The organism is Mesorhizobium sp. 1B3 (assembly GCF_050958605.1).
Taxonomy (GTDB): domain Bacteria; phylum Pseudomonadota; class Alphaproteobacteria; order Rhizobiales; family Rhizobiaceae.
The window spans coordinates 23,771-45,958 of record NZ_JBJHDO010000014.1 but is presented as its reverse complement, the minus strand read 5'-3'; the positions used below and the strand labels follow the sequence as shown (position 1 = coordinate 45,958).

General features: G+C 65.0%; 22 protein-coding genes. 7 read left to right on the top strand and 15 right to left on the bottom strand.

What is annotated here, in order from left to right; all coding sequences use genetic code 11:
* Window positions 1-108 precede the first annotated feature (108 nt).
* The 4 genes from ACCO56_RS27980 (at window position 109) to ACCO56_RS27965 (ending at window position 4,150) form a co-directional block, all read left to right on the top strand.
* Entirely contained in the window at window positions 109-1,158 is a 1,050-nt protein-coding gene (locus ACCO56_RS27980; protein ID WP_433644208.1) for a substrate-binding domain-containing protein, read from the top strand.
* Window positions 1,158-2,126 carry an ABC transporter permease gene (locus ACCO56_RS27975; protein ID WP_433644207.1) on the top strand — a complete coding sequence of 323 codons (969 nt, stop codon included), beginning with the start codon at window positions 1,158-1,160 and terminating at the stop codon, window positions 2,124-2,126. The genes ACCO56_RS27980 and ACCO56_RS27975 overlap by 1 nt, the downstream gene beginning before the upstream one ends.
* A gap of 72 nt (window positions 2,127-2,198) precedes the next feature.
* Window positions 2,199-3,398 carry an alanine racemase gene (locus ACCO56_RS27970; protein WP_433644206.1) on the top strand — a complete coding sequence of 400 codons (1,200 nt, stop codon included), beginning with the start codon at window positions 2,199-2,201 and terminating at the stop codon, window positions 3,396-3,398.
* A gap of 5 nt (window positions 3,399-3,403) precedes the next feature.
* Window positions 3,404-4,150, top strand: coding sequence for an ATP-binding cassette domain-containing protein (locus ACCO56_RS27965; protein WP_433644205.1), 747 nt, complete (start codon window positions 3,404-3,406; stop codon window positions 4,148-4,150).
* Window positions 4,151-4,508: 358 nt separating this feature from the next.
* On the opposite strand, the gene ACCO56_RS27960 is transcribed toward ACCO56_RS27965, so the two are convergent.
* From ACCO56_RS27960 to ACCO56_RS27925, 8 genes are all read right to left on the bottom strand, one after another.
* The gene (locus tag ACCO56_RS27960; RefSeq protein ID WP_433644204.1) at window positions 4,509-5,462 is read right to left on the bottom strand and encodes a nucleoside hydrolase; all 954 of its coding nucleotides are present in this window, start codon (window positions 5,460-5,462) and stop codon (window positions 4,509-4,511) included.
* 112 nt (window positions 5,463-5,574) lie between these two features.
* The gene (locus ACCO56_RS27955) at window positions 5,575-6,027 is read right to left on the bottom strand and encodes a DUF411 domain-containing protein (protein WP_433644203.1); all 453 of its coding nucleotides are present in this window, start codon (window positions 6,025-6,027) and stop codon (window positions 5,575-5,577) included.
* Window positions 6,028-6,116: 89 nt separating this feature from the next.
* Window positions 6,117-6,398 (bottom strand): copper-binding protein, encoded by a 282-nt coding sequence (locus ACCO56_RS27950; protein ID WP_433644202.1) that lies wholly within the window; start codon window positions 6,396-6,398, stop codon window positions 6,117-6,119.
* Between the two features lie 34 nt (window positions 6,399-6,432).
* Entirely contained in the window at window positions 6,433-6,912 is a 480-nt protein-coding gene (locus ACCO56_RS27945; protein WP_433644201.1) for a cupredoxin domain-containing protein, read from the bottom strand.
* Between the two features lie 46 nt (window positions 6,913-6,958).
* The gene (locus ACCO56_RS27940) at window positions 6,959-8,320 is read right to left on the bottom strand and encodes a multicopper oxidase family protein (protein WP_433644200.1); all 1,362 of its coding nucleotides are present in this window, start codon (window positions 8,318-8,320) and stop codon (window positions 6,959-6,961) included.
* A 12-nt stretch (window positions 8,321-8,332) separates the two neighbouring features.
* Entirely contained in the window at window positions 8,333-9,787 is a 1,455-nt protein-coding gene (locus ACCO56_RS27935) for a TolC family protein (protein WP_433644199.1), read from the bottom strand.
* A complete protein-coding gene (locus ACCO56_RS27930) occupies window positions 9,784-10,035 on the bottom strand; it encodes a hypothetical protein (RefSeq protein ID WP_433644198.1) in 252 nt (83 codons plus the stop codon). The genes ACCO56_RS27935 and ACCO56_RS27930 overlap by 4 nt, the downstream gene beginning before the upstream one ends.
* An 85-nt stretch (window positions 10,036-10,120) precedes the next feature.
* Window positions 10,121-10,546 (bottom strand): hypothetical protein, encoded by a 426-nt coding sequence (locus ACCO56_RS27925; protein WP_433644197.1) that lies wholly within the window; start codon window positions 10,544-10,546, stop codon window positions 10,121-10,123.
* 236 nt (window positions 10,547-10,782) lie between these two features.
* On the opposite strand from ACCO56_RS27925, the gene ACCO56_RS27920 reads away from it, so the two are divergent.
* Together ACCO56_RS27920 and ACCO56_RS27915 are read left to right on the top strand one after the other, a co-directional pair.
* Window positions 10,783-10,905 (top strand): hypothetical protein, encoded by a 123-nt coding sequence (locus ACCO56_RS27920; RefSeq protein ID WP_433644196.1) that lies wholly within the window; start codon window positions 10,783-10,785, stop codon window positions 10,903-10,905.
* Between the two features lie 381 nt (window positions 10,906-11,286).
* Window positions 11,287-12,216, top strand: a complete 930-nt coding sequence (locus ACCO56_RS27915) for a Gfo/Idh/MocA family protein (protein ID WP_433644195.1) — start codon at window positions 11,287-11,289, stop codon at window positions 12,214-12,216.
* 21 nt (window positions 12,217-12,237) lie between these two features.
* Here the strand turns inward: ACCO56_RS27915 and ACCO56_RS27910 are convergent, their stop codons facing one another.
* Window positions 12,238-12,723, bottom strand: a complete 486-nt coding sequence (locus tag ACCO56_RS27910) for a two pore domain potassium channel family protein (protein WP_433644194.1) — start codon at window positions 12,721-12,723, stop codon at window positions 12,238-12,240.
* Window positions 12,724-12,926: 203 nt separating this feature from the next.
* Between ACCO56_RS27910 and pepT the strand changes: the two genes are divergently transcribed.
* On the top strand, window positions 12,927-14,159 hold the full coding sequence (gene pepT, locus ACCO56_RS27905; protein WP_433644193.1) for a peptidase T: 1,233 nt from the start codon (window positions 12,927-12,929) through the stop codon (window positions 14,157-14,159).
* 29 nt (window positions 14,160-14,188) lie between these two features.
* Here pepT and xth read toward each other — a convergent pair whose 3' ends face one another.
* The 6 genes from xth to ACCO56_RS27875 all read right to left on the bottom strand — a co-directional run bounded on the left by xth (window position 14,189) and on the right by ACCO56_RS27875 (window position 22,147).
* Complete coding sequence (xth, locus tag ACCO56_RS27900) at window positions 14,189-14,959, bottom strand: exodeoxyribonuclease III (protein WP_433644192.1); 771 nt, start codon at window positions 14,957-14,959, stop codon at window positions 14,189-14,191.
* Window positions 14,956-15,591, bottom strand: a complete 636-nt coding sequence (locus ACCO56_RS27895; RefSeq protein WP_433644191.1) for an alpha/beta hydrolase family protein — start codon at window positions 15,589-15,591, stop codon at window positions 14,956-14,958. Before ACCO56_RS27895 ends, xth begins: the two co-directional genes overlap by 4 nt.
* A 224-nt stretch (window positions 15,592-15,815) precedes the next feature.
* On the bottom strand, window positions 15,816-16,910 hold the full coding sequence (locus ACCO56_RS27890; RefSeq protein WP_433644190.1) for a tetratricopeptide repeat protein: 1,095 nt from the start codon (window positions 16,908-16,910) through the stop codon (window positions 15,816-15,818).
* Window positions 16,911-17,139: 229 nt separating this feature from the next.
* The gene (locus ACCO56_RS27885; protein ID WP_433644189.1) at window positions 17,140-18,000 is read right to left on the bottom strand and encodes a Ku protein; all 861 of its coding nucleotides are present in this window, start codon (window positions 17,998-18,000) and stop codon (window positions 17,140-17,142) included.
* 150 nt (window positions 18,001-18,150) lie between these two features.
* Window positions 18,151-20,610 (bottom strand): DNA ligase D, encoded by a 2,460-nt coding sequence (ligD, locus tag ACCO56_RS27880; RefSeq protein WP_433644188.1) that lies wholly within the window; start codon window positions 20,608-20,610, stop codon window positions 18,151-18,153.
* A 274-nt stretch (window positions 20,611-20,884) separates the two neighbouring features.
* A complete protein-coding gene (locus tag ACCO56_RS27875; protein ID WP_433644187.1) occupies window positions 20,885-22,147 on the bottom strand; it encodes a DUF763 domain-containing protein in 1,263 nt (420 codons plus the stop codon).
* Window positions 22,148-22,188 lie beyond the last annotated feature (41 nt).

The following is a 22,188-nucleotide window of genomic DNA, read 5'->3' as shown; positions in this document are numbered from 1 at the left end:
CGCATCGGCCCGCGACCGCTTTCCAGGGGATGCGCGGGTTGAACGTGCCGGCATGTCCTTGCGCCCTGACTGGACGCGTGGCGCCGCAGCTCAAGGAGGAAGAAGATCATGTTTAGAATGACCGCGGCATCAATCGCCGTCGCCGCGATGCTGGCCACGCCGGCTTTCGCTCTCGATGCCACCAAGGGGCCGCATGGCGAGGCGGCGACGTCAGCCGCAAGCGTGACGCTGACGCCCGAGCAGGAAGCCAGGGTGAAGGAGGGCAAGTTCACCGCTGCTCTCTCCTGGCACACGACGTCCGACTGGTCGGGCGCCGTCGGCCAGGGCGCCAAGGACGAATTCGCCAGGCTCGGCATCGATGTCGTCGGCGAGACGGACGCCGGCTTCGACGCGGCGCGCCAGAAGAGCGATATCGAAACGCTGCTGGCCAAGAAGCCCAGCGTCATCGTCTCGTTGCCGGTCGATCCTGAAACGGCGCCCGAAGCCTATCGTCCCGCGCTCGCGGCCGGCACCAAGCTGATGTTCGTCGACAATGCCCCCAGAGGTTTCGTTCACGGCACGGACTACATCGCCATCTCTTCCGCCGACCTGTCGCAGATGGGCGCCAAGGCCGGTAAGGCGCTTGCCGAAAAGCTCGGCAGGAAGGGCAATGTCGGTTACATCTTCCACGACGCCGATTTCTACGTGACCAACCAGCGCGACCGTGCCTTCAAGGCGACGATCGAGAGCTTTCCCGACATGAAGATCGTCGCCGAGCAGGGTCTTGCCGATCCCGCCCGCGCCGAAGACATCGGCAATGCCTTCATCGCGCAGAATCCGAACCTCGACGCGATCTACGTCACTTGGGCGGAACCGGCCGAACTGGTGCTCGCCGCGCTACGCAACGCCGGCAACAAGAACACCAAGATCGTGACGCTCGACCTTTCCGAGCCGCTGGCGCTGGACATGGTGAGGGACGGCAACGTCGCTGCGATCGTCGCCGACGAAGCCTATGCGATCGGTACGACCGCGGCGCGCGCCGCGGCCCTCGGCCTGCTCGGCGAGAAGGTGCCGCCCTTCCTCGCCGTCGATGCGATCGCCGTCACCAAGGAAGACGTGAAAGAAGGCTGGAACCGGTCGCTGCACCGCGACCCGCCGGCCTCGCTCGGGGTAGAGTGATGTCCGTTCAAGACACCCTGCGCCGCCTGCCGCTGGTCGGGCGTCTCGACCCCAGCGCCTATGTCGTCTATGTCGGCTTCCTGCTGATCCTGGCCGTCTTCGCCGTGGTTCTGCGGGACGACGGATTCCTGACCGCGTCCAACCTGCTCAACATCGTGCAGCAGACCGCCCCGGTCACCATCATGGCGATCGGCATGGTCTATGTGCTGACGGCCGGCGAGATCGACCTTTCAGTCGGTTCGGTCGTGGCGGTCTCCGCGCTCACGGCCGCCGTGGTCATGCGCGAGCATCACTGGCTTCTCGGGGTCGCCGCCGGGCTCGGGGCTGGTGTCGTGATCGGCTTGATCAACGGCGCGCTGGTCGCCTATGGCCGGCTGCCCTCGTTTCTCGTCACGCTCGCCACGATGGGGCTGCTTGCCGGCGTCGCGCGCTGGATGACCAACCTCCAGTCGGTGCCGGTGACGGACGCCACCTTCACCGGCCTGTTCGGTTCGGGTTCGCTGTTCGGCATCCCGTCTCTCGTCATCTGGACGGTGCTCGCCGTCGCCATTGGCCATTATGTCTATCGCGAGACGCGCTTCGGCGCGCATGTGCTGGCGACGGGCGACAGCCCGAGGGCGGCGCGCGCGGCCGGCATCAAGGTCGACAGGTTGCGTCTCAAGGTGCTGGTGCTGGGCTCGACGTGCGCGGCGCTCGCCGGGCTGCTCTATTTCGGCCGCATCCAGGGCGCACGCTACACGCTCGGCGAGACCGACCTTCTCACGGTGATCGCCGCCGTCATCGTCGGCGGCACCCGGCTCAATGGCGGCACGGGCACGGTCGTGGGAGCGCTCGTCGGCTCCCTGCTGATGGGAATGCTCAACAACGGCCTGATCCTGATGGGGCTTGCCGTCTCCGAGCAGATGATCGTGCGCGGCCTCATAATCCTGGCGGCCGTGGCGCTGACGCTGCGCGAACCGCAGCGCTGATTGTTCGAGCCGCATTTGTGCGACGCCAAGTGATGCCACCTGGCCGCAAAATGCCCTAGCGAGGATAAGACAATGTTTCTCGATGTACTTCGCCGCCGCAATCCCCGCCTCATCGAGGCGGCGATCCGGCTGCATCAAGAGGGCAGGCTGCCCGCCAATAGCTATGTGATCGATACGGACGCCGTCGAAGCCAACGCCCGCATTATCCGCGAGATCGCCGATCGCCACGGGCTCAAAGTCTTCGCCATGACCAAGCAGATGGGCCGCAACGCTTCCTTCTGCGAGGCCGTGCAGCGGGGTGGCGTCGACGAAACCGTCGCGGTCGACATGGAATGCGCCCGCGCCACGCATCGTGCCGGGCTGGGCCTCGGCCACCTCGGCCATCTCGTCCAGGTGCCTCGCGCCGAGGCGGCCGCCGCCGCGCGGATGAAGCCGCGCTACTGGACGGTCTTCAACGACGAGAAAGCGGCCGAAGCCGATGCCGCGCTGAAGGCCTCCGGTCATGACGGGCGGCTGCTCGCCCGCATCCAGGCAGAGGGCGACACGTTCTACCGGGGGCATGAGGGCGGCTTTCCCGCCGCTGACATCGTCGAGGTCGCCGAGCGCATCGATCGCTTAGGGGAAGGCCGCTTTGCCGGCATCACGACTTTTCCAGCCCAGCTCTTCGACGCGGCGACGCGCAAGATCAAGCCGACGCACAATACCGAGACGCTGCGCCGCGCTGCCGACGCTCTGGCGGCCGCGGGACGCAAGGACATTGAAATCAACGCGCCCGGAACGACATCGTCGGTGATGATTCCCCCTCTTGCCGAGGTCGGCGCCACGCAATGCGAGCCCGGCCACGGACTGACCGGCACGACGCCGCTGCACGCGCTGGAAGACCTGCCGGAAGTGCCGGCCGTCGTCTATCTCAGCGAGGTTTCGCATCTCCATGGCGGGCGGGCCTATTGCTTCGGCGGCGGCCTCTATATCGACCCGGTCTTCCCCGACTACGACGTGAAGGCGATCGTTTCGCGCGAGCCGACTTCGGCAGCCTCGGCGCTGCGCAGCGTCGAGATCCCGCCGCCCGCTGCGATCGACTATTACGGCATGATCGACGCTACCGGCGCCGCCGCGCCGCGAGTCGGCGACAGCGTGGTGTTCGGCTTCCGCGCGCAGGCCTTCGTCACCCGCGCCTATGTCATCGGCGTTTCCGGCCTGGCTTCGGCCGCGCCGAAGGTGGAAGCGATCCACGATGCCTATGGCCGGCCCATCAACTGGCCGGAATGGTGAGCGCCATGAGCACGACATCGGCGCTGAGCCTTCGCAACATCCACAAATCCTTCGACGGTATCGTCGCCATCGAGGATTTCAGCCTGGACATCGATCGCGGCGAGGTCGTCGCGCTGGTTGGCGACAATGGCGCGGGCAAGTCGACGCTGGTCAAGATCGTCTCCGGCATGTACCAGCCGACCTCCGGGGAGATCCGGCTCGGCGGCGAACTCGTCCATTTCAGCGATGCGAGCCAGTCGCAGGCCAAGGGCGTCCAGGTGGTCTATCAGGACCTGGCACTGGCCGACAGCCAGACCGTCTACATGAATCTTTTCCTCGGCCGCGAGAAGACGAAGGGGCCGTTCGGCAAGCTCGATCGGGCCGGCATGATCGCCGAGACGGAGAAGCTGGTGCGCGAGCTCGACGTGCGCATTCCCTCCGCCAAGTCGATCATACGCGACCTCTCGGGCGGCCAGCGGCAGGGAGTGGCGATCGCAAGGGCAACCCACTGGGCGACGAACCTCGTGCTGATGGACGAACCCACTGCGGCGCTCGGCGTCGCGGAGACGGCGAAGGTCGAGGACATCATCCTTGGTCTCAAGGCGCGGAACCTGCCAATCCTGATCATCAGCCACAGCCTCGACCAGGTGTTCCGCCTTTCGGACCGCATCTGCGTCCTACGGCGCGGCCGCCAGATCGGCATCCGCCGAACGGCCGAGACCGACAAGAACGAGATCGTCTCGATGATCACCGGCCTCGCAACGGCGGGGTGACTTCCGTCGCAGGGCACTGCCCCACCGGATTCCCACGTCTCGGGCGGTACGGAAGGAGCGGATGGTGGGCTGTTGTCGCTGCCGTTCGGCTGCTTCGTTCTGCACGGCTGGGCGGCTGGCCGCTTGGGAACGGAATGGATCCACGGATCACCTCGCTTCGCTCGGGTCCGTGGATGACGAAGCTTCTCTGTCGATGCCAACCACAAACGTTGGCGGGTTGGCGCAGGCCTTCAACGCGAATCGTCATCCTCGGGCGTGAGCCCGCGCCAGCGGGCGAGCTGACCCGAGGATCCATTCCGTTCCCAAGCGGCCGGCCGCCCAACCGTGCAGAACGAACACGGCGCTGCCGGAGGCTACATCACCCCAACAGCGTGCCCATCACCAGAGCCTTGAGCCGGTCGGCCTCGACTTCGACGCAGACATGCTGGTCCGGCACGCCGTCCCAGGCGTTGGGTCCGAACGGGATGCGGTTGTCGCGCTGGATCGTCTGGCCCATGACGATGCCTTCCGTCGCGACCCTTACCGGGCCGGCGCGTGTCGTGAAGAGTGAAGGGTCGATGGCGAGCGCGGCCGCCGACGCGTCGTGGCAGTAGAAGCCTTCGATGCCGAAGCGGCTGTAGAAGCGCCTGTAATGATCGGAGATCTCGGCGATGAAACGCCCGGCATCGCCACCTTCGCCGTGAAGGCGCGCGAGATCCCGGGGTGTGATCATCACCTGGCGGGTGACGTCGAGACCGACGGCAACCACCGGCCAAGCGGCGCCGAACACGAGGTCGGCGGCATGGGGATCGCCAAGGATGTTGGCCTCGGCCACGGGCGTGACATTGCCGTTGTGGCCCGAAAGGGCGAAGGCGCCACCCATGATGACGACCTCCTTCGCAAGTCCCGCGATCTCCGGCGCTTCGGCGAGCGCCTGCGCCAGGTTGGTGAGCCTGCCGACCGCGACGATGGTGATCTCGCCGGGATGCTCGCGCAGCGTATCGATGATGAAGCGCGCAGCCGGGCGCGGATCGAGATCGCCCGCAATGCTTTCCGGGATTGTCACGTTGCCGAGGCCGTTGTCGCCATGGACCAGGACGGGCAAAGGCCCGGGCTCGCAAACAAGAGGCCGGCCGGCGCCGCGCGCCACCGGCGCCGCCACGTCGAAGCGCTCCTTCAAATAAAGCGCGTTGCGGGTGACGCGGTCGATGTCGGTGTTGCCGAAAACGGTGGTGATGCCGACGAGCTCGGCCTCAGGGTGCTTGTGCAGGAAGAGCAGCGCGGTGGCGTCGTCGACGCCGGGATCGGTATCGAAAAGGATCTTCTTGGCCATGCGAGCTTGGTAGAGCATTTTGCAGCCAAGTGGAATGTCCGTAGGGCAGCCGGCCTGCAGGGAACGGACAGATGCAGCGCCGGATCCGCCACGGCTCTGTCCGAGCGATGCCCTATCGCGCGCCGGCCTGATAGAACACTTGCGGCCTTGCACCGGCGAGTTCGGGCAGTGTCATGACGTCGTAGCGCGCATTCGGATCGTCGCCCATGCCGAGAGAGCCCTGCGGCATGCCGGGCACGGCCAGACCGGCTACGGCCGGCCGTTCCGAAAGCAGTTTGGAAATCGCTTCCAGCGGCACGTGACCCTCCAACACGTAACCGTCGACCTTCGCCGTGTGGCACGATTCCATGTCGTTGGGGACGCCTGCTGCCCTCTTGGTATGGCTGAGATCCTCCTGGTCGTGCGTCACGACGGGATAGCCGTTCTTGCGCAGCGCCTCCGCCCATTCCTCGCAGCAGCCGCACCAAGGATTCTTGTAGACGACCACCTCGGGTTTTTCTCCCGCCCACGCGAGCGGCGCGGCGGCCAGCATGGCAAGCAGGGCAAGCGAGAACTTCTTTTTCATGTTCATCTCCTGAAGGGGCATTTTCCTCCTCCTTGTCTTTCTGGGCAAGCGTGATCGGCCCCGGCCGGTGCTGGCCGGGGCCGGTCTATTCACTTGATCTCGGTGACGGTGAGGCGGCCATTGACGCGGTCGGCGACGAACTCGATTGCCTGACCCTCCTTGACGTTGTCGAGCATGTCGCCGTCGGCGACGGCGAACACCATGGTCATGGCCGACATGCCGAGATTCTTCAGTTCCTCGTGCTTGATGGTGATCTTATTCTGCTTGGCGTCGATCTTGGTCACCTGGCCCTTGGTGTACTCGGCGGCGAAGACGGCCGTGGCCGACAGCGTCATGGCGGCGGCGAGGGCGATCCTGACGATGGATTTCATGTCGATGTCCTTTGCAGTTGAGGATTGGGGCAAGTCAGCGGGCAACCGTGATGTCGCCCTTCATGCCGGCCTCGTAATGGCCGGGAATCAGGCAGGCGAAGGTGAAGTCGCCGGCATGGGCGAAGGTCCAGACGATCTCGCCCGACGCGCCGGGCGCCAGCCGCAGCGCATTGGCGTCGGCATGCTCCATCTCGGGGAATTTCTCCATCTGGGCCTTGTGCTCGAGCACCGCCTGGTTGGTATCCATGACGAACTCGTGGTCGGTCTCGCCCTTGTTGGTGAACTTCAGGCGGATCGTCTCGCCGGCCTTAACCTCGAGGACGGCCGGCTCGAAGACCATTGCGCCGTCGTCCTTCTCGGCCATGACGATGTCGACGGTGCGCCCGGCCTCGGCGTTCGCCCCGGGTTTGCCGATGGCCATCATCTCGTCATGGCCGCCGCTGTGGCTGCCCGCGGCCAAAGCCGCCGCGGGCAGAAGGGCGCTCAGGGCCGCAAGAACAATTCCGATTCTCATTTTCATCTCCAAGGTTTGCTTCAAGTCAGGCTTCCGGGGGTGTGTTTCAGCCATGGCCACCATGTCCGCCTTGCCGCGGCTTGGGCGGCTGGGTCGCGGGCTCGGTCGCGCGGGCCGGTTCCGGCGTGTCGCCGGTCCACTCCCTGGCGACGGTCCCATGGGGGTGCTGGTACCAGCCGGGATCGGCGTAATCGTCGGCGGAGATGCCTTCGCGCACCTTCACCACCGAGAACATGCCGCCCATCTCGATCGCCCCGAACTGGCCCCAACCCGTCATCATCGGCACGGTGTTGTCCGGCAGCGGCATCTCCATCTCGCCCATGTCGGCCATGCCGCGATTGCCCATCGGCATGTAGTCCGGCTGGACCTTGCGAATCTTGGCCGCCACCTCGGTCTTGTCGACGCCGATGAAGGTCGGCACGTCATGGCCCATGGCGTTCATCGTATGATGCGACTTGTGGCAATGGATCGCCCAGTCGCCTTCGTATTTGGCGTCGAACTCGTAGGCGCGCATGGCCCCGACCGGGATGTCGATCGACACTTCCGGCCAGCGCGCCTCCGGCCGCACCCAGCCGCCATCCGTGCAGGTCACTTCGAAATCGTAACCATGCATGTGGACGGGATGGTTGGTCATGGTGAGGTTGCCGACGCGCACCCGCACGCGATCGTTCTTCGACACCACCAGCGGACTGATCGCCGGGAACACCCGGCTGTTGAAACACCACAGGTTGAAGTCGGTCATCTCCATGACGCGCGGCACGTAGGAACCGGGCTCGATGTCATAGGCGTTGAGCAGGAATACGAAGTCGCGGTCGACGCGGTGAAGCGTCGGGTCCTTGGGATGAATGACGAAGAAGCCCATCATGCCCATGGCCATCTGCACCATCTCGTCGGCATGCGGGTGGTACATGAAGGTGCCGCTCTTCACGAGGTCGAACTCGTAGACGAAGGTCTTGCCGGGCGGGATGCCGGGCTGGGTCAGACCGGTGACGCCGTCCATCCCGTTGGGCAGGATCATGCCGTGCCAGTGGATGGTGGTGTGCTCGGGCAGTTTGTTGGTGACGAAAATGCGCACGCGGTCGCCCTCGACCGCCTCGATCGTCGGCCCCGGCGACTGGCCGTTATAGCCCCACAGATAGGCGGTCGTGCCCGGCGCGAGCTCGCGCTCGACCGGTTCGGCGATGAGGTGGAATTCCTTGACGCCGTTGTTCATGCGGTGCGGCAAGGTCCAGCCGTTGAGGGTCACCACCGGCTGGTAGTCGGGGCCGCTGCTGGGGAACAGCGGCGGCTGCATGTCGGGCGAATCCATGATCGGCGCTTCGGGCAGCCGTTGCGCGGAAGTCTTGGTCCAGGCCGCGACGCTGGCCAGGAAGGCGGCGCCGCCGAGGATCTGTCGTCTGGAAAACATCAGTGTTTCTCCTTAATGGCCGCCGCCGGCGTCAGCCGCCGCGACCGTCTCGCCGCCGCCTTCGGCCGCGACCACGCCGCCGCCGCCACGGATGGCGGTGCCGAGATTGACGTCGGCCAGCCAGAAATTGCGCTTGGCGTTGAGGGCCAGCACATTGGCGTCGATCTTGGCCCTGGTATCGGCGAGCAGCTCGAAGGTGTTGGTGATCATGCCGTTGTAGGTGAGGATCGACTCTTCCTCGATCTTCTTGCGCAGCGGCACGACGTTGTTGCGGTAGTGACGGGCGATGTCGTAGCTCGAACGGTAGGCGTCATAGGCGCCGCGCGCTTCGGAGCGGACATTGACCGCCTTCTCGGCCAACAGGTTTGCCGCCCGCATGTAGTTGAGTTCGGCCTGGCGCATGCGCGCCTTGCCGGTGTCGAAGACGGGGATGACGAATTCCAGCTCGAACGCGCCTGAGGTGATGTTCTTCTCCGAACCGTCCTCTTCCTCCTTCTCGACCTCGACGCCGGTTATCAGCTCGAGATCGGTAACGTAGCGGGTGGCTTCGGTCAGCCCGTAGGACTTGGCGAGCGCGTCGAGCTCGAGCTTGGCGACCTCTAGGTCGACGCGGTTCTTGAGCGCCTCGGCCTCGATGGCGCGCTTGGCCGAGGCGCCCTTGGGCAGGGCCGGCAGCGCGTTCGGCACGAAATAGTCGACGTCGGAGCCCCACAGGCCCATCAGCCGCGTCAGCTCCTCCTTGGCCAGCCGGGCGTCGAGCCGAGCCCGTGCCACCTCGGCCGAGAGCTCGGCATAAAAGGCGTGCTCGCGCGCCTGGCCCGCCTTGGGCATGGCGCCGGTCTCGCCGAGCTTCTTGGCGAGTTCGGAAGCCGCGTCGGCGGCGGCCTGAGCCTGGTTGAGATAGGCCACGTTCTCCCACGCCGAGACGGCGTTGATCCAGGCGCGCCTCGTGTCGGCGGCAAGCCGCAGCGTCTCCTCGGCAGCGCGCAATTGCGCCTGGCGGAAGCGCACGTCGGCCACCGCCACGCGTCGCGGTCGGGTGATCAGCGCCAGGATGTTCGATGTCACCGCCGATTCCACCGTGCGGCCGATGCCCACCCCGCTGATGCCGATGCCGACGCGCGGGTTGACCAGAAGCTTCTCCTGCCACACATCCGCGGCCGACAGCCCAATATCGGCATAGGCGGCCTGCAGGCCCCGGTTGTTCAGGAGCGCCGCCTGGACGGCAACGTCGGCGCTGATGGTCTTCTTGCGCACCAGCTTCTTGACGCGCTCGGAAACGGCACGCGCTTCGTCGGTCGACTGGATCCAAATGGCCTGTCTTCCGGTGGCGGCGTCCGTGCGCGCCGAGACGGTCGAGAAGCCCGCCATCGGGTCGGTCACGTCGCCAGTGGCCGTGGTCGCGCAACCGGCGACGATGACGGGCAGAGCGATCGCGACAAGAGATTTGAGGAGACGGCGGTTCACGAGCCGGCTCCGTTCTTGGTTGTCGAATTGTCGGAGGCCGGTGACAGCCTGTCATTGAGGCCGCGCCAGTCCTGCGGGTCGACCGGCTCGCGCCTGGTATAGACGACGATGGGGCGGTAACCGGTCTCGTGGATGCCCATGGCGGGGTCGACGGGGTTGTAGCTCGGCAGCAGGGTGGGCGGCGTGCTCGCCGCGCAGCCGGCAATGGACAGCGATGCGGAAAGCATCGCAAGGCTTGCGATCTTCATGTCTTACCTGAAATCTTGACGTAGGCGTTCGGCGACGCCGGAACGGATCCCGGACGTCGCGCATGGCCGGCCCTTGCGGGCCGCGTCAGATCAGGCTTCGAGGTGGGTGGATCAATTCGGCGTAGTCGTCGAGAGGCAGGCGTGCCGCGGCGACGGGCGCGAAACAGCGCACGGAAGTACGCTCCAGGACCGGGCAATCGACGGGGACGGCGAATACCGGCGCGCAGTGAATCTCGCAGCTCTTGTTCTTGGCGTCCTGGGGCTTGTGATGGTGCTGGGCGCCTTGTCCGCCGTCATCGGCTGCCGCCCCATGCGTGGCATGGGCCGAGCCATGACAGGCGTCGTCTGCCTGTACCGCGGAGCCCAGCATGGACAATGCCATGCAACCATCGGCATGGAAGCCCGCAGCATTCACCGTGGCGAACAGCCCGGGCTGGAGCGAGGACAGAACGAAGAACAGCGCTGCCAGCAGCGTGGTCCTCAATCGCGAATGTCCTATGGCTTTGTCCATCAGTTCAGCCGCCGTTTTCCCTCATACGAATCACCGGCACTACGAACGCTAATCGTTCCACCTGCTGGAAGCTCAAGCCCCTTCCGGTTTCCTCGCCGCCGGGCGCATGCTAACGTAGGGGGATGAGGGAAAGACGCCAGGCAGTCGAGAACCAAATAAAGGCCCGCGCCGCAGTGCGGCGGGCGCTCCAACGGCACAAGCTCCACATTGCCAGCCAACGCTATTCGCAAGGCCGCATGTCGGCACGCGTCCTGATCGACGGCGAATATTATGACGTCGATGAACGGGAACTCGCAATGCTGCAGGCGGGCAAGGATCCGAAGCGGGATCTCGGGCTGGAGCCTGTGGTGGAGGAATAGCCGGCTGGTGGTGCGGACCTCCCCATAGAAGGCTGGCCGACACTGATAATTGTGCGCTTGCGTGGCGACGACAATCTTCAGCGCAGTAGATCCGGCCAGGTCACGGAATGGATACTCGGATCACCTCCGGCTTCGCTTCGCTCGCCTGCGGGTCCGAGTATGACGAACTGCATTGATGTGCTCGGCTAATCACCGACGCTGACGATTGGCATTCGCTATAGAAGCTTCGTCATACTCGGACCCGAGCGAAGCGAGGTGATCCGAGTATCCATTCCGTGACCTTTCCGCCGGGCGCCAGACGGTGCAAGGCCCTTCCGCAAATCCGGCTTGTCCTTCGCTTGCCCTCTGGTATGAATTGCACGTCACCAGCGGTCGAGCGACATGCCTTCACCCCCCATCAGGATCGGAATTGTCGGTGTGGGCAAGATCGTCCGCGATCAGCATCTGCCGGCCTTGGCCAACGATCCCCATTATCGCCTCGTCGCCGCGGCAAGCCGTCATGGCAAGGTGGATGGCATCGACAATTATTCCTCCATCACGGCGATGATCGACGCGGTTCCGGAGCTCGATGCGGTCTCGCTGTGCATGCCGCCTCAGGTCCGCTCGGCCGCCGCACGCGCCGCGCTCGAAGCCGGCAAGCACGTCTTTCTTGAAAAGCCGCCTGGCGCTACCGTCAGCGAAGTCGAGCACCTTACGGAACTTGCCGCGGCAAAGGGCGTGTCTCTGTTCGCCAGCTGGCACTCGCGCTATGCGCCGGCAGTAGAGGCCGCCAGAGCCTTCCTGGCCTCGACCCGCATCAGGTCGGCCGCCATCAATTGGAAGGAGGACGTGCGCCGCTGGCATCCAGGCCAGCAATGGATCTGGGAGCCCGGCGGCTTCGGCGTCTTCGATCCCGGTATCAATGCGCTGTCGATCGCCACGCATATTCTTCCGGGAATGTTCGTCACGGCCGCCACTCTCGATTTTCCTGAAAATCGCGACGCGCCGATCGCCGCGCAAATCGCCTTCAGGACATTGGACGGCGTAGCCGTGGCGGCGGAATTCGACTGGCGTCAGACGGGCCCGCAGAGCTGGGAAATCGTTGCCGATACCGACGCGGGATCCATGCTGCTCTCCGGTGGCGGCTCGCAACTGACGATCGACGGAAAGATCGTCGACCGCCAGCCGGAGGCGGAATATCCCATGCTTTATCGACGCTTTGCCGAGATCGTGCGCGCCGGCGTGTCGGATGTCGACCTCTCACCGTTAAAGCATGTCGCCGACGCCTTCATGCTCGGCAAACGCCGCGTCGTGGAGCCGTTTCACGATTGACGCGCGACGTCAACGGGTCGGTCAGCCATCCGGCCCCGGGCTGCTCTTCTGCTTGGCCCTTATCCTGTCGACCTTCCCGAATTCAGTCATGATGCTTACGAGGACGCTGCCGGTCCATCCGAACGTGAACAGGCCGGACATACCGATGATGGGTCCGATAAGCCGCCATCGATCGGGCAGACTGACCGTACCCTCGCCCAGCGTCGTATAGTTTTCGAGCACGTAGTAGTAGCTGTCGCGCATCGACGGGATCAGGCCTGCCAACGACAGGGGAATGGCCCAGAGAAGCGTCTCGGCGAAGTGCAGCCCCGCCAGGGAACCGATTGTGAATGCGAGCAGCGCGTTGATACGCCAGTGCGCTGTCATCTCGTTCACGTGGACCCAGGAATCGCTGAAGCGCTGGTTGATGATCCTGATCCCAGCCCCATGGACGAAGATTATCGCGATCATTCCAAGGGTTCCGAGTACCAGTTCCAAGATAGGCTTTGGGGTCGACATTGCGTCCATCGGTTTTATCCCGGCATTTCTTGTCAAAGCTAAATCGAGATCGATGAATACTATACAAACGGCGCCGGCGAACGACCGGATGACGAGGCCAGATCGAGCCGAAGCCGCAGAACCGTCGATGCGCAAACGGGCGGCAAAACCCGCCCATTTTCGGCCGCGATGCTGTAAAGCTATGGTCCCACGAACCTCTCCGGACCTGGCCCATGACCGACACCGTTCTCGACCGCTTCCTTCGTTACGTCGTCATCGACACGCAGTCGGATCCCGCATCGCAGACGCAGCCTTCCACGGAAAAGCAGAAGGATCTCGGCCGTCTTCTCGTCGACGAGCTTCTCGCCATGGGCGTTTCCGATGCCCATCTCGACGAGCACGGCTATGTCTACGCCACCATTCCGTCCAATGTGGAGAAAGAGGTGCCAGTCATCTGCTTCTGCTCGCATATGGACACGGCTCCGGATTTTTCCGGCAAAGGCGTCAAGCCGCAGGTCGTGAAGGATTATCGAGGTGGCGACATCAAGCTGCCGGGCGACCCGCTCCAGGTGATCCGCGTCGCCGAGAATCCCGCCCTCAACGACCAGATCGGCAACGATGTCGTCACCACCGACGGCACGACGCTGCTCGGCGCGGACGACAAGGCGGGCATCGCGGAAATCGTGACCGCCGCGCAGTTCCTGCTCGACAACCCCGGTGTCAAACACGGCACCATCAAGCTTCTGTTCACGCCCGACGAGGAGATCGGCCGCGGCGTCGACAAGGTGGATCTTCAGAAGCTCGGCGCCGAGTTCGCCTATACGCTCGACGGCGAAACGGCGGGCCACATCGAGGACGAGACCTTCTCCGCCGACGGCGTCGAGGTCGCCATCCAGGGCGTGGCCATCCATCCCGGCTTCGCCAAGGACAGGATGGAGAACGCGATCAAGGTCGCCGGGGCCATCGTCGATCGCCTTCCCCGGGACATCGCTCCCGAAACGACCTCGGGCCGGGAGGGCTTCATCCACCCGATCGCAATGAGCGGGTCGATGGAGAAGGCGGCCTTGAGCTTCATCATTCGCGACTTCCGCGATGAAGGGCTGGCGGAAAAGGAAGCCCTGCTCGAAGCTCTGATCAGGGATGTCCTGGCCGCCTATCCCGGCTCCACCTACACGTTCGAGGTCAAGGAACAGTATCGCAACATGAAGCGGATCCTCGACCGCCATCCCGAAGTGGTGGAGAACGCCATGGAGGCGATCCGCCGCGCCGGCATGACGCCCGTGCGTGGCAGCATCCGGGGCGGGACCGACGGCTCTCGCCTGTCCTTCATGGGATTGCCTTGCCCGAACCTCTTTGCCGGTGGGCATGCCTTCCACTCGCCGCTCGAATGGATCAGCCGACAGGACATGGAGAAGGCGGTGGCGACGGTGGTGGAGTTGGTGAAGGTCTGGGAGGAGAGGGCGTAGGAGAGGGGAGGGTACGGCGGCCTCCGCCTCTACCTCAACTCCACCCACACCGGCGCGTGGTCGCTGGCGCCGTCCACGCCGCGCACCTCCCTGTCGACGCCGGCGTCCCTCAGCCGCCGCGCCACCTTGCGGCTGAGCAGCAGATGGTCGAGCCGCAGGCCGGCATTCCTGGGCCAGCGGTTCCGCATATAGTCCCAGAAGGTGTAGACGGTTTCGTCGGGATGGATCTTGCGGATCGCGTCGACCCAGCCCTGGTCGAGGAGTCGCTCGAAGACTGCACGGCTCTCCGGCTGGACCAGCGCGTTCTTGTCATAGGACTTCGTCGGGTAGATGTCGCGCGGCTCCGGTACGATGTTGTAGTCGCCGGCGAGCACCACCGGTAGGCCGGCGGCGAACAGTTCGGCGGCATGGGAGATCAGTCGCTCCGACCAGGCGAGCTTGTAGTCGAATTTCGGGCCTGGCTGCGGATTGCCGTTCGGCGCGTAGAGCGAGGCGATCAGGATGCCTTCCACCGCAGCTTCGATGTAACGGGCCTGGCCGTCGGCGGGATCGCCGGGAAGCGCGTCGCGAGTGAGCACGGGATCGGCGCCCCGCGCCAATATCGCCACGCCGTTCCATGTTCGTTGGCCCCGCCATACCGCACCGTAACCGGCGCTGGCGATCGCCGAGCGCGGGAACTGATTGTCGGCCGCCTTGAGTTCCTGGAGGCAGACCACGTCCGGCCGGGCGGCTTCCAACCAGCCAAGCAGGTTCTCGAGCCGGCGATTGACGTTGTTGATGTTGAAGGTGGCGATCTTCATGCGATCCGGGTCGACCAGTCCGAGACTGCCTGGGCAAGCGTCTTCAAGTGGTCGGCGGCCGAGAAACCCGAGATGCTCTTGCGCGGCTTGAGGTCATGATCGCCATCCTCCAGCCAGAGGATTTCGATGGCTGGGGAAAGCGCGTAGCCGGTAACCTCGTCCCGCGTGCCGAACTCGTCGCGCGTTCCCTGGCAGATGAGCGTCGGGGTCTTGAGTTCGGCCAAGTGCTTCGTGCGAAGCTGCTCCGGCTTGTCCGGCGGATGGAAGGGGTAGCCGAGGCAGAGCAGGCCGGCGATCGCACCTTGCGCATGGAGGTCGTCGGCCACCATGCTGGCGACGCGGCCGCCCATCGACTTGCCGCCGATGATCAGCGGCCCCGTTGCACCGAGTTCGACCATGGCCCCACGATATTCCGGATTGAGCGACTCGGCACGCGGCGGCGGCTTGCGGAGACCCTGCCTGCGGCTCGCCATATAGGAGAACTCGAAGCGGGCGACGCGGAAGCCCGCTGCCGCGAACGCCTTGGCCGTCGCCGTCATCGAGGCCGAATCCATCGGCGCTCCGGCGCCATGCGCGAGAAGGATGGTGACATCAGCGCCTTCGGGCCCGTCGAAAAGGAATTTGTCGGTCATGAGGGCCAGCCGCAACGTCACGGAATGGATCCTCGGATCAGCTCGCCCGCTGGTGCGGGCTCCCGTCCGAGGATGACGAAGTGGAGAGGGCGGTGCCAACCGCCAACCTTGTAGTTGGGCAGGTCCTCAACGCGATCGTCATCCTCGGACCCGAGCGAAGCGAGGTGATCCGAGGATCCATTCCATGACGATGCCATCGCGCCCATCGCTTCAATCACCAGGTGCTAGCCCGCCGATTTCTGGGCCAGGTGCAGGTCGACATACCGCACGCCGCGCGCGGCGGTGCGCGCCCATTCGGAGTGGGGGTCGAGTTCCAAATAGCGTGTCCACCAGCGCCGCGCCTCCAGGAGATTGCCGGCGTCATATTCGAGCTTGGCCAGGTTGAAGACGGCATCGCCATAGGCTCCGTCCAGGGCGATCGCCTTGGCGAGAGTTCGCCGGGCGCTGTCGGCATGTCCGCGCTCGGCCTGCAGTCCGCCGAGATTGAACCAGGCTTCCACAAAATCGGGATCGAGCTTTAGCGCCTGTTTGTAGGCATGTGCCGCTTCAGCGGCGAGACCCGCCGCGCGCAGACAGTTGGCGCGGTTGAAGGCGGCGACTGAATCGCGGGGATCGGCTGCGAGGCAGCGCCGATAGGCAGCGGCTGCCTCCTCGTATCGTTCTTCCGCCTCGAGCGTCTCGGCGGTCGCGAAAAGCTCCTCGACCTCCGCATCATCGGGGGAGGCGAGCGGCAGCAGCATCTGGCCATCGAGCTCGCTGAGCTTGTCGCCCAGACGCGCATAAATGGCCTGGCGCCCCTGTGCCTGCAGCGACAGGGCGGTGAGCGAGGCGACGGGACCCGAGCGGTGAACGGAGCGGGCAATCGCGCTCCAGGTCGCGCCGCCGGCGATCAACCCGGCATATTTCCTGGCCAGAATGAGGTCGCGGAAGGAATAGGGCTCGGCGTCGTGCTCGAAGGCATCGAACAGGGAGAGGAGCGCAAAATCGCGCGGGGTCAATCCGGATTGATCGATGAGCGATTGGGCCGCCATGGTCGAGCCCTCCGGCGCGTCCATCAGACCAAGCAGGTGCAGGAACCCGCTTTCCGAAAGCGGTTCCCTGCCGGCACTCGTTTCAGCCTCGAAACGAGCTTCGATCTCGGATTCGCTCCAGCGATCCAGCAGATTCCTGCCGAGGACGACATGGGTGGTGCGGCGGGTTATGCCTCGCTGTAGCTGGCCGCCCTGGCGCTCGACCTCGCGCGCGGCCAGCCTTCGCGGGAAGGCGGCTAGCGCGCCGACAAGGCCGATTGTGACGCCGGCGACGGGGGCGGTGGTCATGGGCGAAGTCCTCTTGGAGAGGCCCCCTCACCCAGCCTCCGCTCCGCTCGGCCGACCTCTCCCCAGGGGGGAGAGGGGATCGTCAGCCGCTGTGTTCGATCATCAAGGGCATCCAGCTTGGCACAGACAGAGGTAACCCGCTCTCCCCTCTGGGGAGAGGTCGGCCGAGCGGAGCGGAGGCCGGGTGAGGGGGCGAAGCCCGACGTGGCGGCACTCCCTTCGAATATCATCACGCCTTTTTCCGGCTCGGCTTTGCCGATGTCTTTGCCGCCGGCTTGGCCTCGGCAGCGGCTTTGGTCTTGCTCTTCGCCGGCGGCTTGGTTTGCGACAGGCTCGCCTTCAGCGCGTCCATCAGGTTGATGACGTTGCCGCGCTCGGGCGCGGCCGCGACGATCGGCTTGTGGCCCTTGAGCTTCTCCTTGATCATCGCCATCAGCGCGATCTCGTAGCGGTCCTCGTAATTCCGGGGATCGAAGGTCGTGACCTTCTGCTCGATCAGCGCCTCGGCGAGTTGCAGCATCTCGGGATCGGGCTTGCCGACAGGGATGTTGCCGAAATATTCGGCGGTACCGCGCACCTCGTTGGGATTGCGCAGCGTCGAGACGAACATGCCGGTCTCTCGCGCGCCGATGGTCACGACGCGCTCGCGGCTGGAGAGCACGAGGCGGGCGATGGCGAGCTTGCCGGTGCGGCGCAAGGCCTCGCGCAACACGATGAACGTCTCTTCGGCCATGGCCCCATCGGGCGCCAGATAATAGGGCGCATCCTGGTAGATGACATCGACCGAGCCTTCCTCGACGAAAGCCTCGATGTTCATCGTATGATTGGATTCGATCTTGACTGCTTCGAGGTCCGTTTCGTCGATGATGACATATTGCTTGGGCTCGTATTCATAGCCCTTGACGAGATCGGAGCGCTCGACCAGCCCCATCTCCGGATCGACCGGCTTCATGTTGATGCGGTTGTGCGTCTTCTTGTGAAGCTGGTTGAAGCTGATGCGTTCGCTTGCACTGGTGGCGGGATAAAGCCGCACCGGGCAGCTCACCAGACTGAGCTTCAGATAACCTTTCCAACTGGCTCTCGGCGCCATGGGTTACTCCTACGCGATACCTAGGTTTCGCACCGACCCCGAACCCATTCCCACTTTCGGGCCCGATGTTTTAAGAAAACGTTCTGATCATTCCCGGCGGGTATTCTCTCCCCGGACCCATCGTCACGCTGTCCGCCGCTCCGGAGCGATTCAACGGCGCCCAGCACCGCGCGGCGCAGCCAGTTCCCGGGCGAACTCGTCGATATCGGCCCAAGGATCGCCGGAGCTGGCCACCAGCGCGGGAAGCGAAGAATAGTTCAAATCCTCCGGCGCGTCGATTGCTTCGAGATCCTGCCAGGAAAGCGGTGCCGAGGCGGGCATGCCGGTGCGGGCGCGCAGCGAGTAGGGGGCCGCCGCCGTGGCGCTCCTGGCATTGCGGTGGAAATCGATGAAGATGCGACGCTTGCGGTTCTCCTTGCCCATGATCGCCGTAAACGTGCCGGGCTCGGCGGCGGCAAGGCGCGTAGCGATCTCGCTGGTCGCCCGATGCACTTCCTTCCAGCCGAGGCGCGGCGCGATCGGCACGACGACGTGAACGCCCCTACCGCCGGAGGTCTTGACGAAGGGCACGAGGCCGAGCGCGGAGAGTTCGCCGCGCAGATGAATAGCGGCCTCGACCACTTCGCGCCAGCCGATGCCCTCGCCGGGATCGAGGTCGAAGACGATCCGGTCCGGTTTCTCGAGCTTCTGCCGAAGCGCGCCCCAGGCGTGGAACTCGACAACGCCGAATTGCGCGAGCGCGAGGTAACCCTTGGCGTCCTCGACCGAAATATAGGTCTTCTCTTCCTTGTCGGAATTGGTGGTGTTGATGACCGCGACCGTGGCCGGCATGCCGGTGAAGGCGTGGCGCTGGAAGAAGCAGTCCTGTAGCCTTCCCGTCGGGCAGCGGAACAGCGACACAGGCCGCCCGATAATGTGCGGCAGCATGAAGTCGCCGATCAGCGCATAATAGACCGCGATGTCCAGCTTGGTCGGGCCGGACTTGCCGAGGAGACGCCGCGTCGGATTGGTGACCCAGATCGAGGCCAGGTCCGCGTCGGTGATGAGGCGCCGCCGCTCCGCCGTGGCTGGGGCGGAAATCTCCGCCTCGCGCAGGCCGAGGAAGACGGCGTGGCGCAACATGCCGTCATGGGTGCGGTTGGCGAAGCGGATGCGGGCCGAAAGCACAGGTCGCACGAAGATAGTTTCCTTCGGTGCGCCTTCGAGCGGGGCCGCGCCTGCTGCGAGCGGCTCGAGCCTTTCCAGGAGGTCGCGCAGCGACGGGGCGTCGAAACCGGACCCGACTTTGCCTCGATAGCGAAGCTCGTCGTTTTCCCATTCGCCGAGCGCCAAGGCGCCGAGCCCGTCCGTGGCGGGCGAGATGGTGTAGCCCACGATAACGAAGTTCTCGATCTCGGGCACTTTCGCCTTCAACCAGCTTTGCGACCGACCCTCCTGGTATGGCGCGTCCACCTTCTTGGACACGATACCTTCGAGGCCGAGCTTGGACGCCTGTTCATAGAATGCGCGGCCGTCTCCCTCCACATGGTCGCTGATCTGGATGGCCGAGTTGCCCGAGACGTGCCCGGCGAGCAAACCGGCCAGCGCCTTTTTGCGCCGGGCGAGCGGCACTGCGCGCAGGTCCCAGCCGTCGAGATGAAGCAGGTCGAAGGCGTAAAAGATCAGCCGGTTGCCAGCGCCCTCCGACAACGCGTCCTGCAAGGCGGCGAAGCGGCTGGCGCCCGTCTCATCGAGCGCTACCACTTCGCCGTCGATGATCGCCTCCCGGCATGGAAGCTTGGCGAAAGCCATGCCGAGATCGCCATAGCGCTTCGTCCAGTCGAGCCCGTTGCGTGTGATCAATTGCACGGTGCCGTCGGAGACATGGGCCATGGTCCGATAGCCGTCGAACTTGATCTCGTGCAGCCAGTCCTTTTCATGCGGCGGTTCGTCGACCGCAGTGGCGAGTTGCGGCAAGATGCGCTTGGGCATCGGCGCGCGGACAGCCTTGGGCAGTTTGCCCGGCACTGGACGGGCAACGACCGGTTTTGGCTTCGGCGCCTCGACCAGCTCCTCGATGCGGCGTCCACTCTTCACGCTTTCCGGCCGCGCGGCGAGGATATCGAGCTTTTCGTCGGCGGCGAGATCGTGCTCCTTGAAGAGCAGCCAGTTGTTTCGTTCGTCGTCCTCGCCCAGCCGTTTCTTGAGCCGCGTCAGCATCCAGCCGCCATTGAGCTTCTCACCGGCGAGACGGAACTTGAAAGCACCGGTCCTCAGGCTCTTCTCGACGTCGTCCATCGGCGCCCAGGTGCCGGTATCCCACACGATCATCGGCCCGCCGCCATATTCGCCCTCAGGGATGACGCCCTCGAAATCGATATATTCGAGCGGATGAGCCTCCGTCTCGACCGCCAGGCGCTTGTCGGCCGGATTGAGAGAGGGGCCACGCGGCACCGCCCAGCTCTTGAGGACGTCACCGACCTGAAGCCTCAGATCATAATGATCCGAGGTGGCGGAGTGCTTGTGCACGACGAAGCGATTGCCCGCCTCGCCGGCCCCGCCGCCCGGCGGTTCGGCGGTTTTCGAGAAGTCGCGCTTCTCGCGATAGGTCTTGAGCTTTCCTTGCGGCATGGCGCGGAGGCTACAGCATCAGAGCCGCAAGTGGGAATGGAGTTTGACGATGGCGTCTATACCGGGCGTGTCGGTGATTTGGCGGTTCGCGTCGCACCCCCCTCTGTCCTGCCGGACATCTCCCCCTCAAGGGGGGAGATTGGCAGCTTTGGTGTCGGCGCCCTTTCTGCCTTGTCGACTATTGGCGAAACCATCCGGGACAGCCAATCTCCCCTTGAGGGGGAGATGTCCGGCAGGACAGAGGGGGGTGTGGGCCAACCGCCGCCGACGTGGTTCAATTGCGAAGACCGCCCGCCCCCTTCTCCTCCGGCTCTGGCTCCCACCCAAACACGCTGCGGCCGCCGAGCGCATGCGACTGGAAACGCTCCTCGGCGATGAACTGTTCGACCGATGGGCCGGAGACGCGCCGTTCGAGCATCCGAGCCTGGTCGTCGAGCCGCTTCAGCGCGGCGAGCTCCTCGTCATTGCCGAGCTTGGCCTTGCGCACCGCCGATTTCAGCACGCCGATGGTCTGGTCGTAGACGCGGGTCGGCACGGGGAACGGATGCCTGTCCTTGCCGCCATGGGCGAAGGAGAAGCGGGCGGGGTCGGTGAAGCGGTAGGGCGTGCCATGGACGACTTCGGCGACCATGGCGAGCGACTGCACGGTGCGCGCGCCGACGCCGGGCACAAGCAGCAGCTCGGCGAAATCGGCGGGGCCGCGATCGGCGGCGGCCGCGAGCGTGGCGTGCAAGCGCGGCGCCAGCACATCCTTTGCCCGAACGTCGTGATGAGCCGGCATGACGAGATGCGGGAGCACGAGTTGCTCGGAGTTGAGCTTTCCCCTGCATCCTTCGAGCGTGGCGAATTCGCGGGCGATGCCGTCGGGGCCTATCTCGGCGAGCAGGTCGAGCTGGGCGCGGCGGGAGGCTTCGGCGCGGTGGTCGGTCAGGTTGACGATCTTGCCCTGTTTTTCGCCGTCGATCGCCGAATGCGGTTCGTCGACGAAGCTCTTCAGCCCTTCCGAGAGCCAATGATAGCGCCGTGCCTTGCGGCTCTCGTCGTTCATGCCCTGCTGGACGACGACCCAGTTGCCTTCGTTCGTCACCACGAAACCGTGAAGATAAAGATCGAAGCCGTCCTGCACGGCGGCGCTGTCGACCTTCGCGACGAGGCGGCTCGCCTGGGCAAGTACCGCGCCGTCGAACCCGACCCTGTCGCCAATGGTGACGAGCTCATGCGGCGTCTGCCTGGAATGTTTGCCACGCCCGCCGCAGACATGGATGCCGAGCTCGCCCGACAGCGGCCCGAGCCCACGCTTCAGCGCGCCGATCACGCTGGTGGTGATGCCCGAGGAATGCCAGTCCATGCCCATGACGGCGCCGAAGGATTGGAACCAAAAGGGATGGGCAAGGCGGCGCAAGAGCTCGTCGCGACCGTAGTGATGCACGATTGCCTCGGTGACGACGGCGCCGAGCCGCGTCATGCGATTGGCGAGCCAGGGCGGCACGCGTCCGCCATGCAGCGGCAGGTCCGCGCTTCCCGCCCTACGCGCCATGTTCATTCCACGTGAAGAACTTCATCGCCAGAAGATAGGCG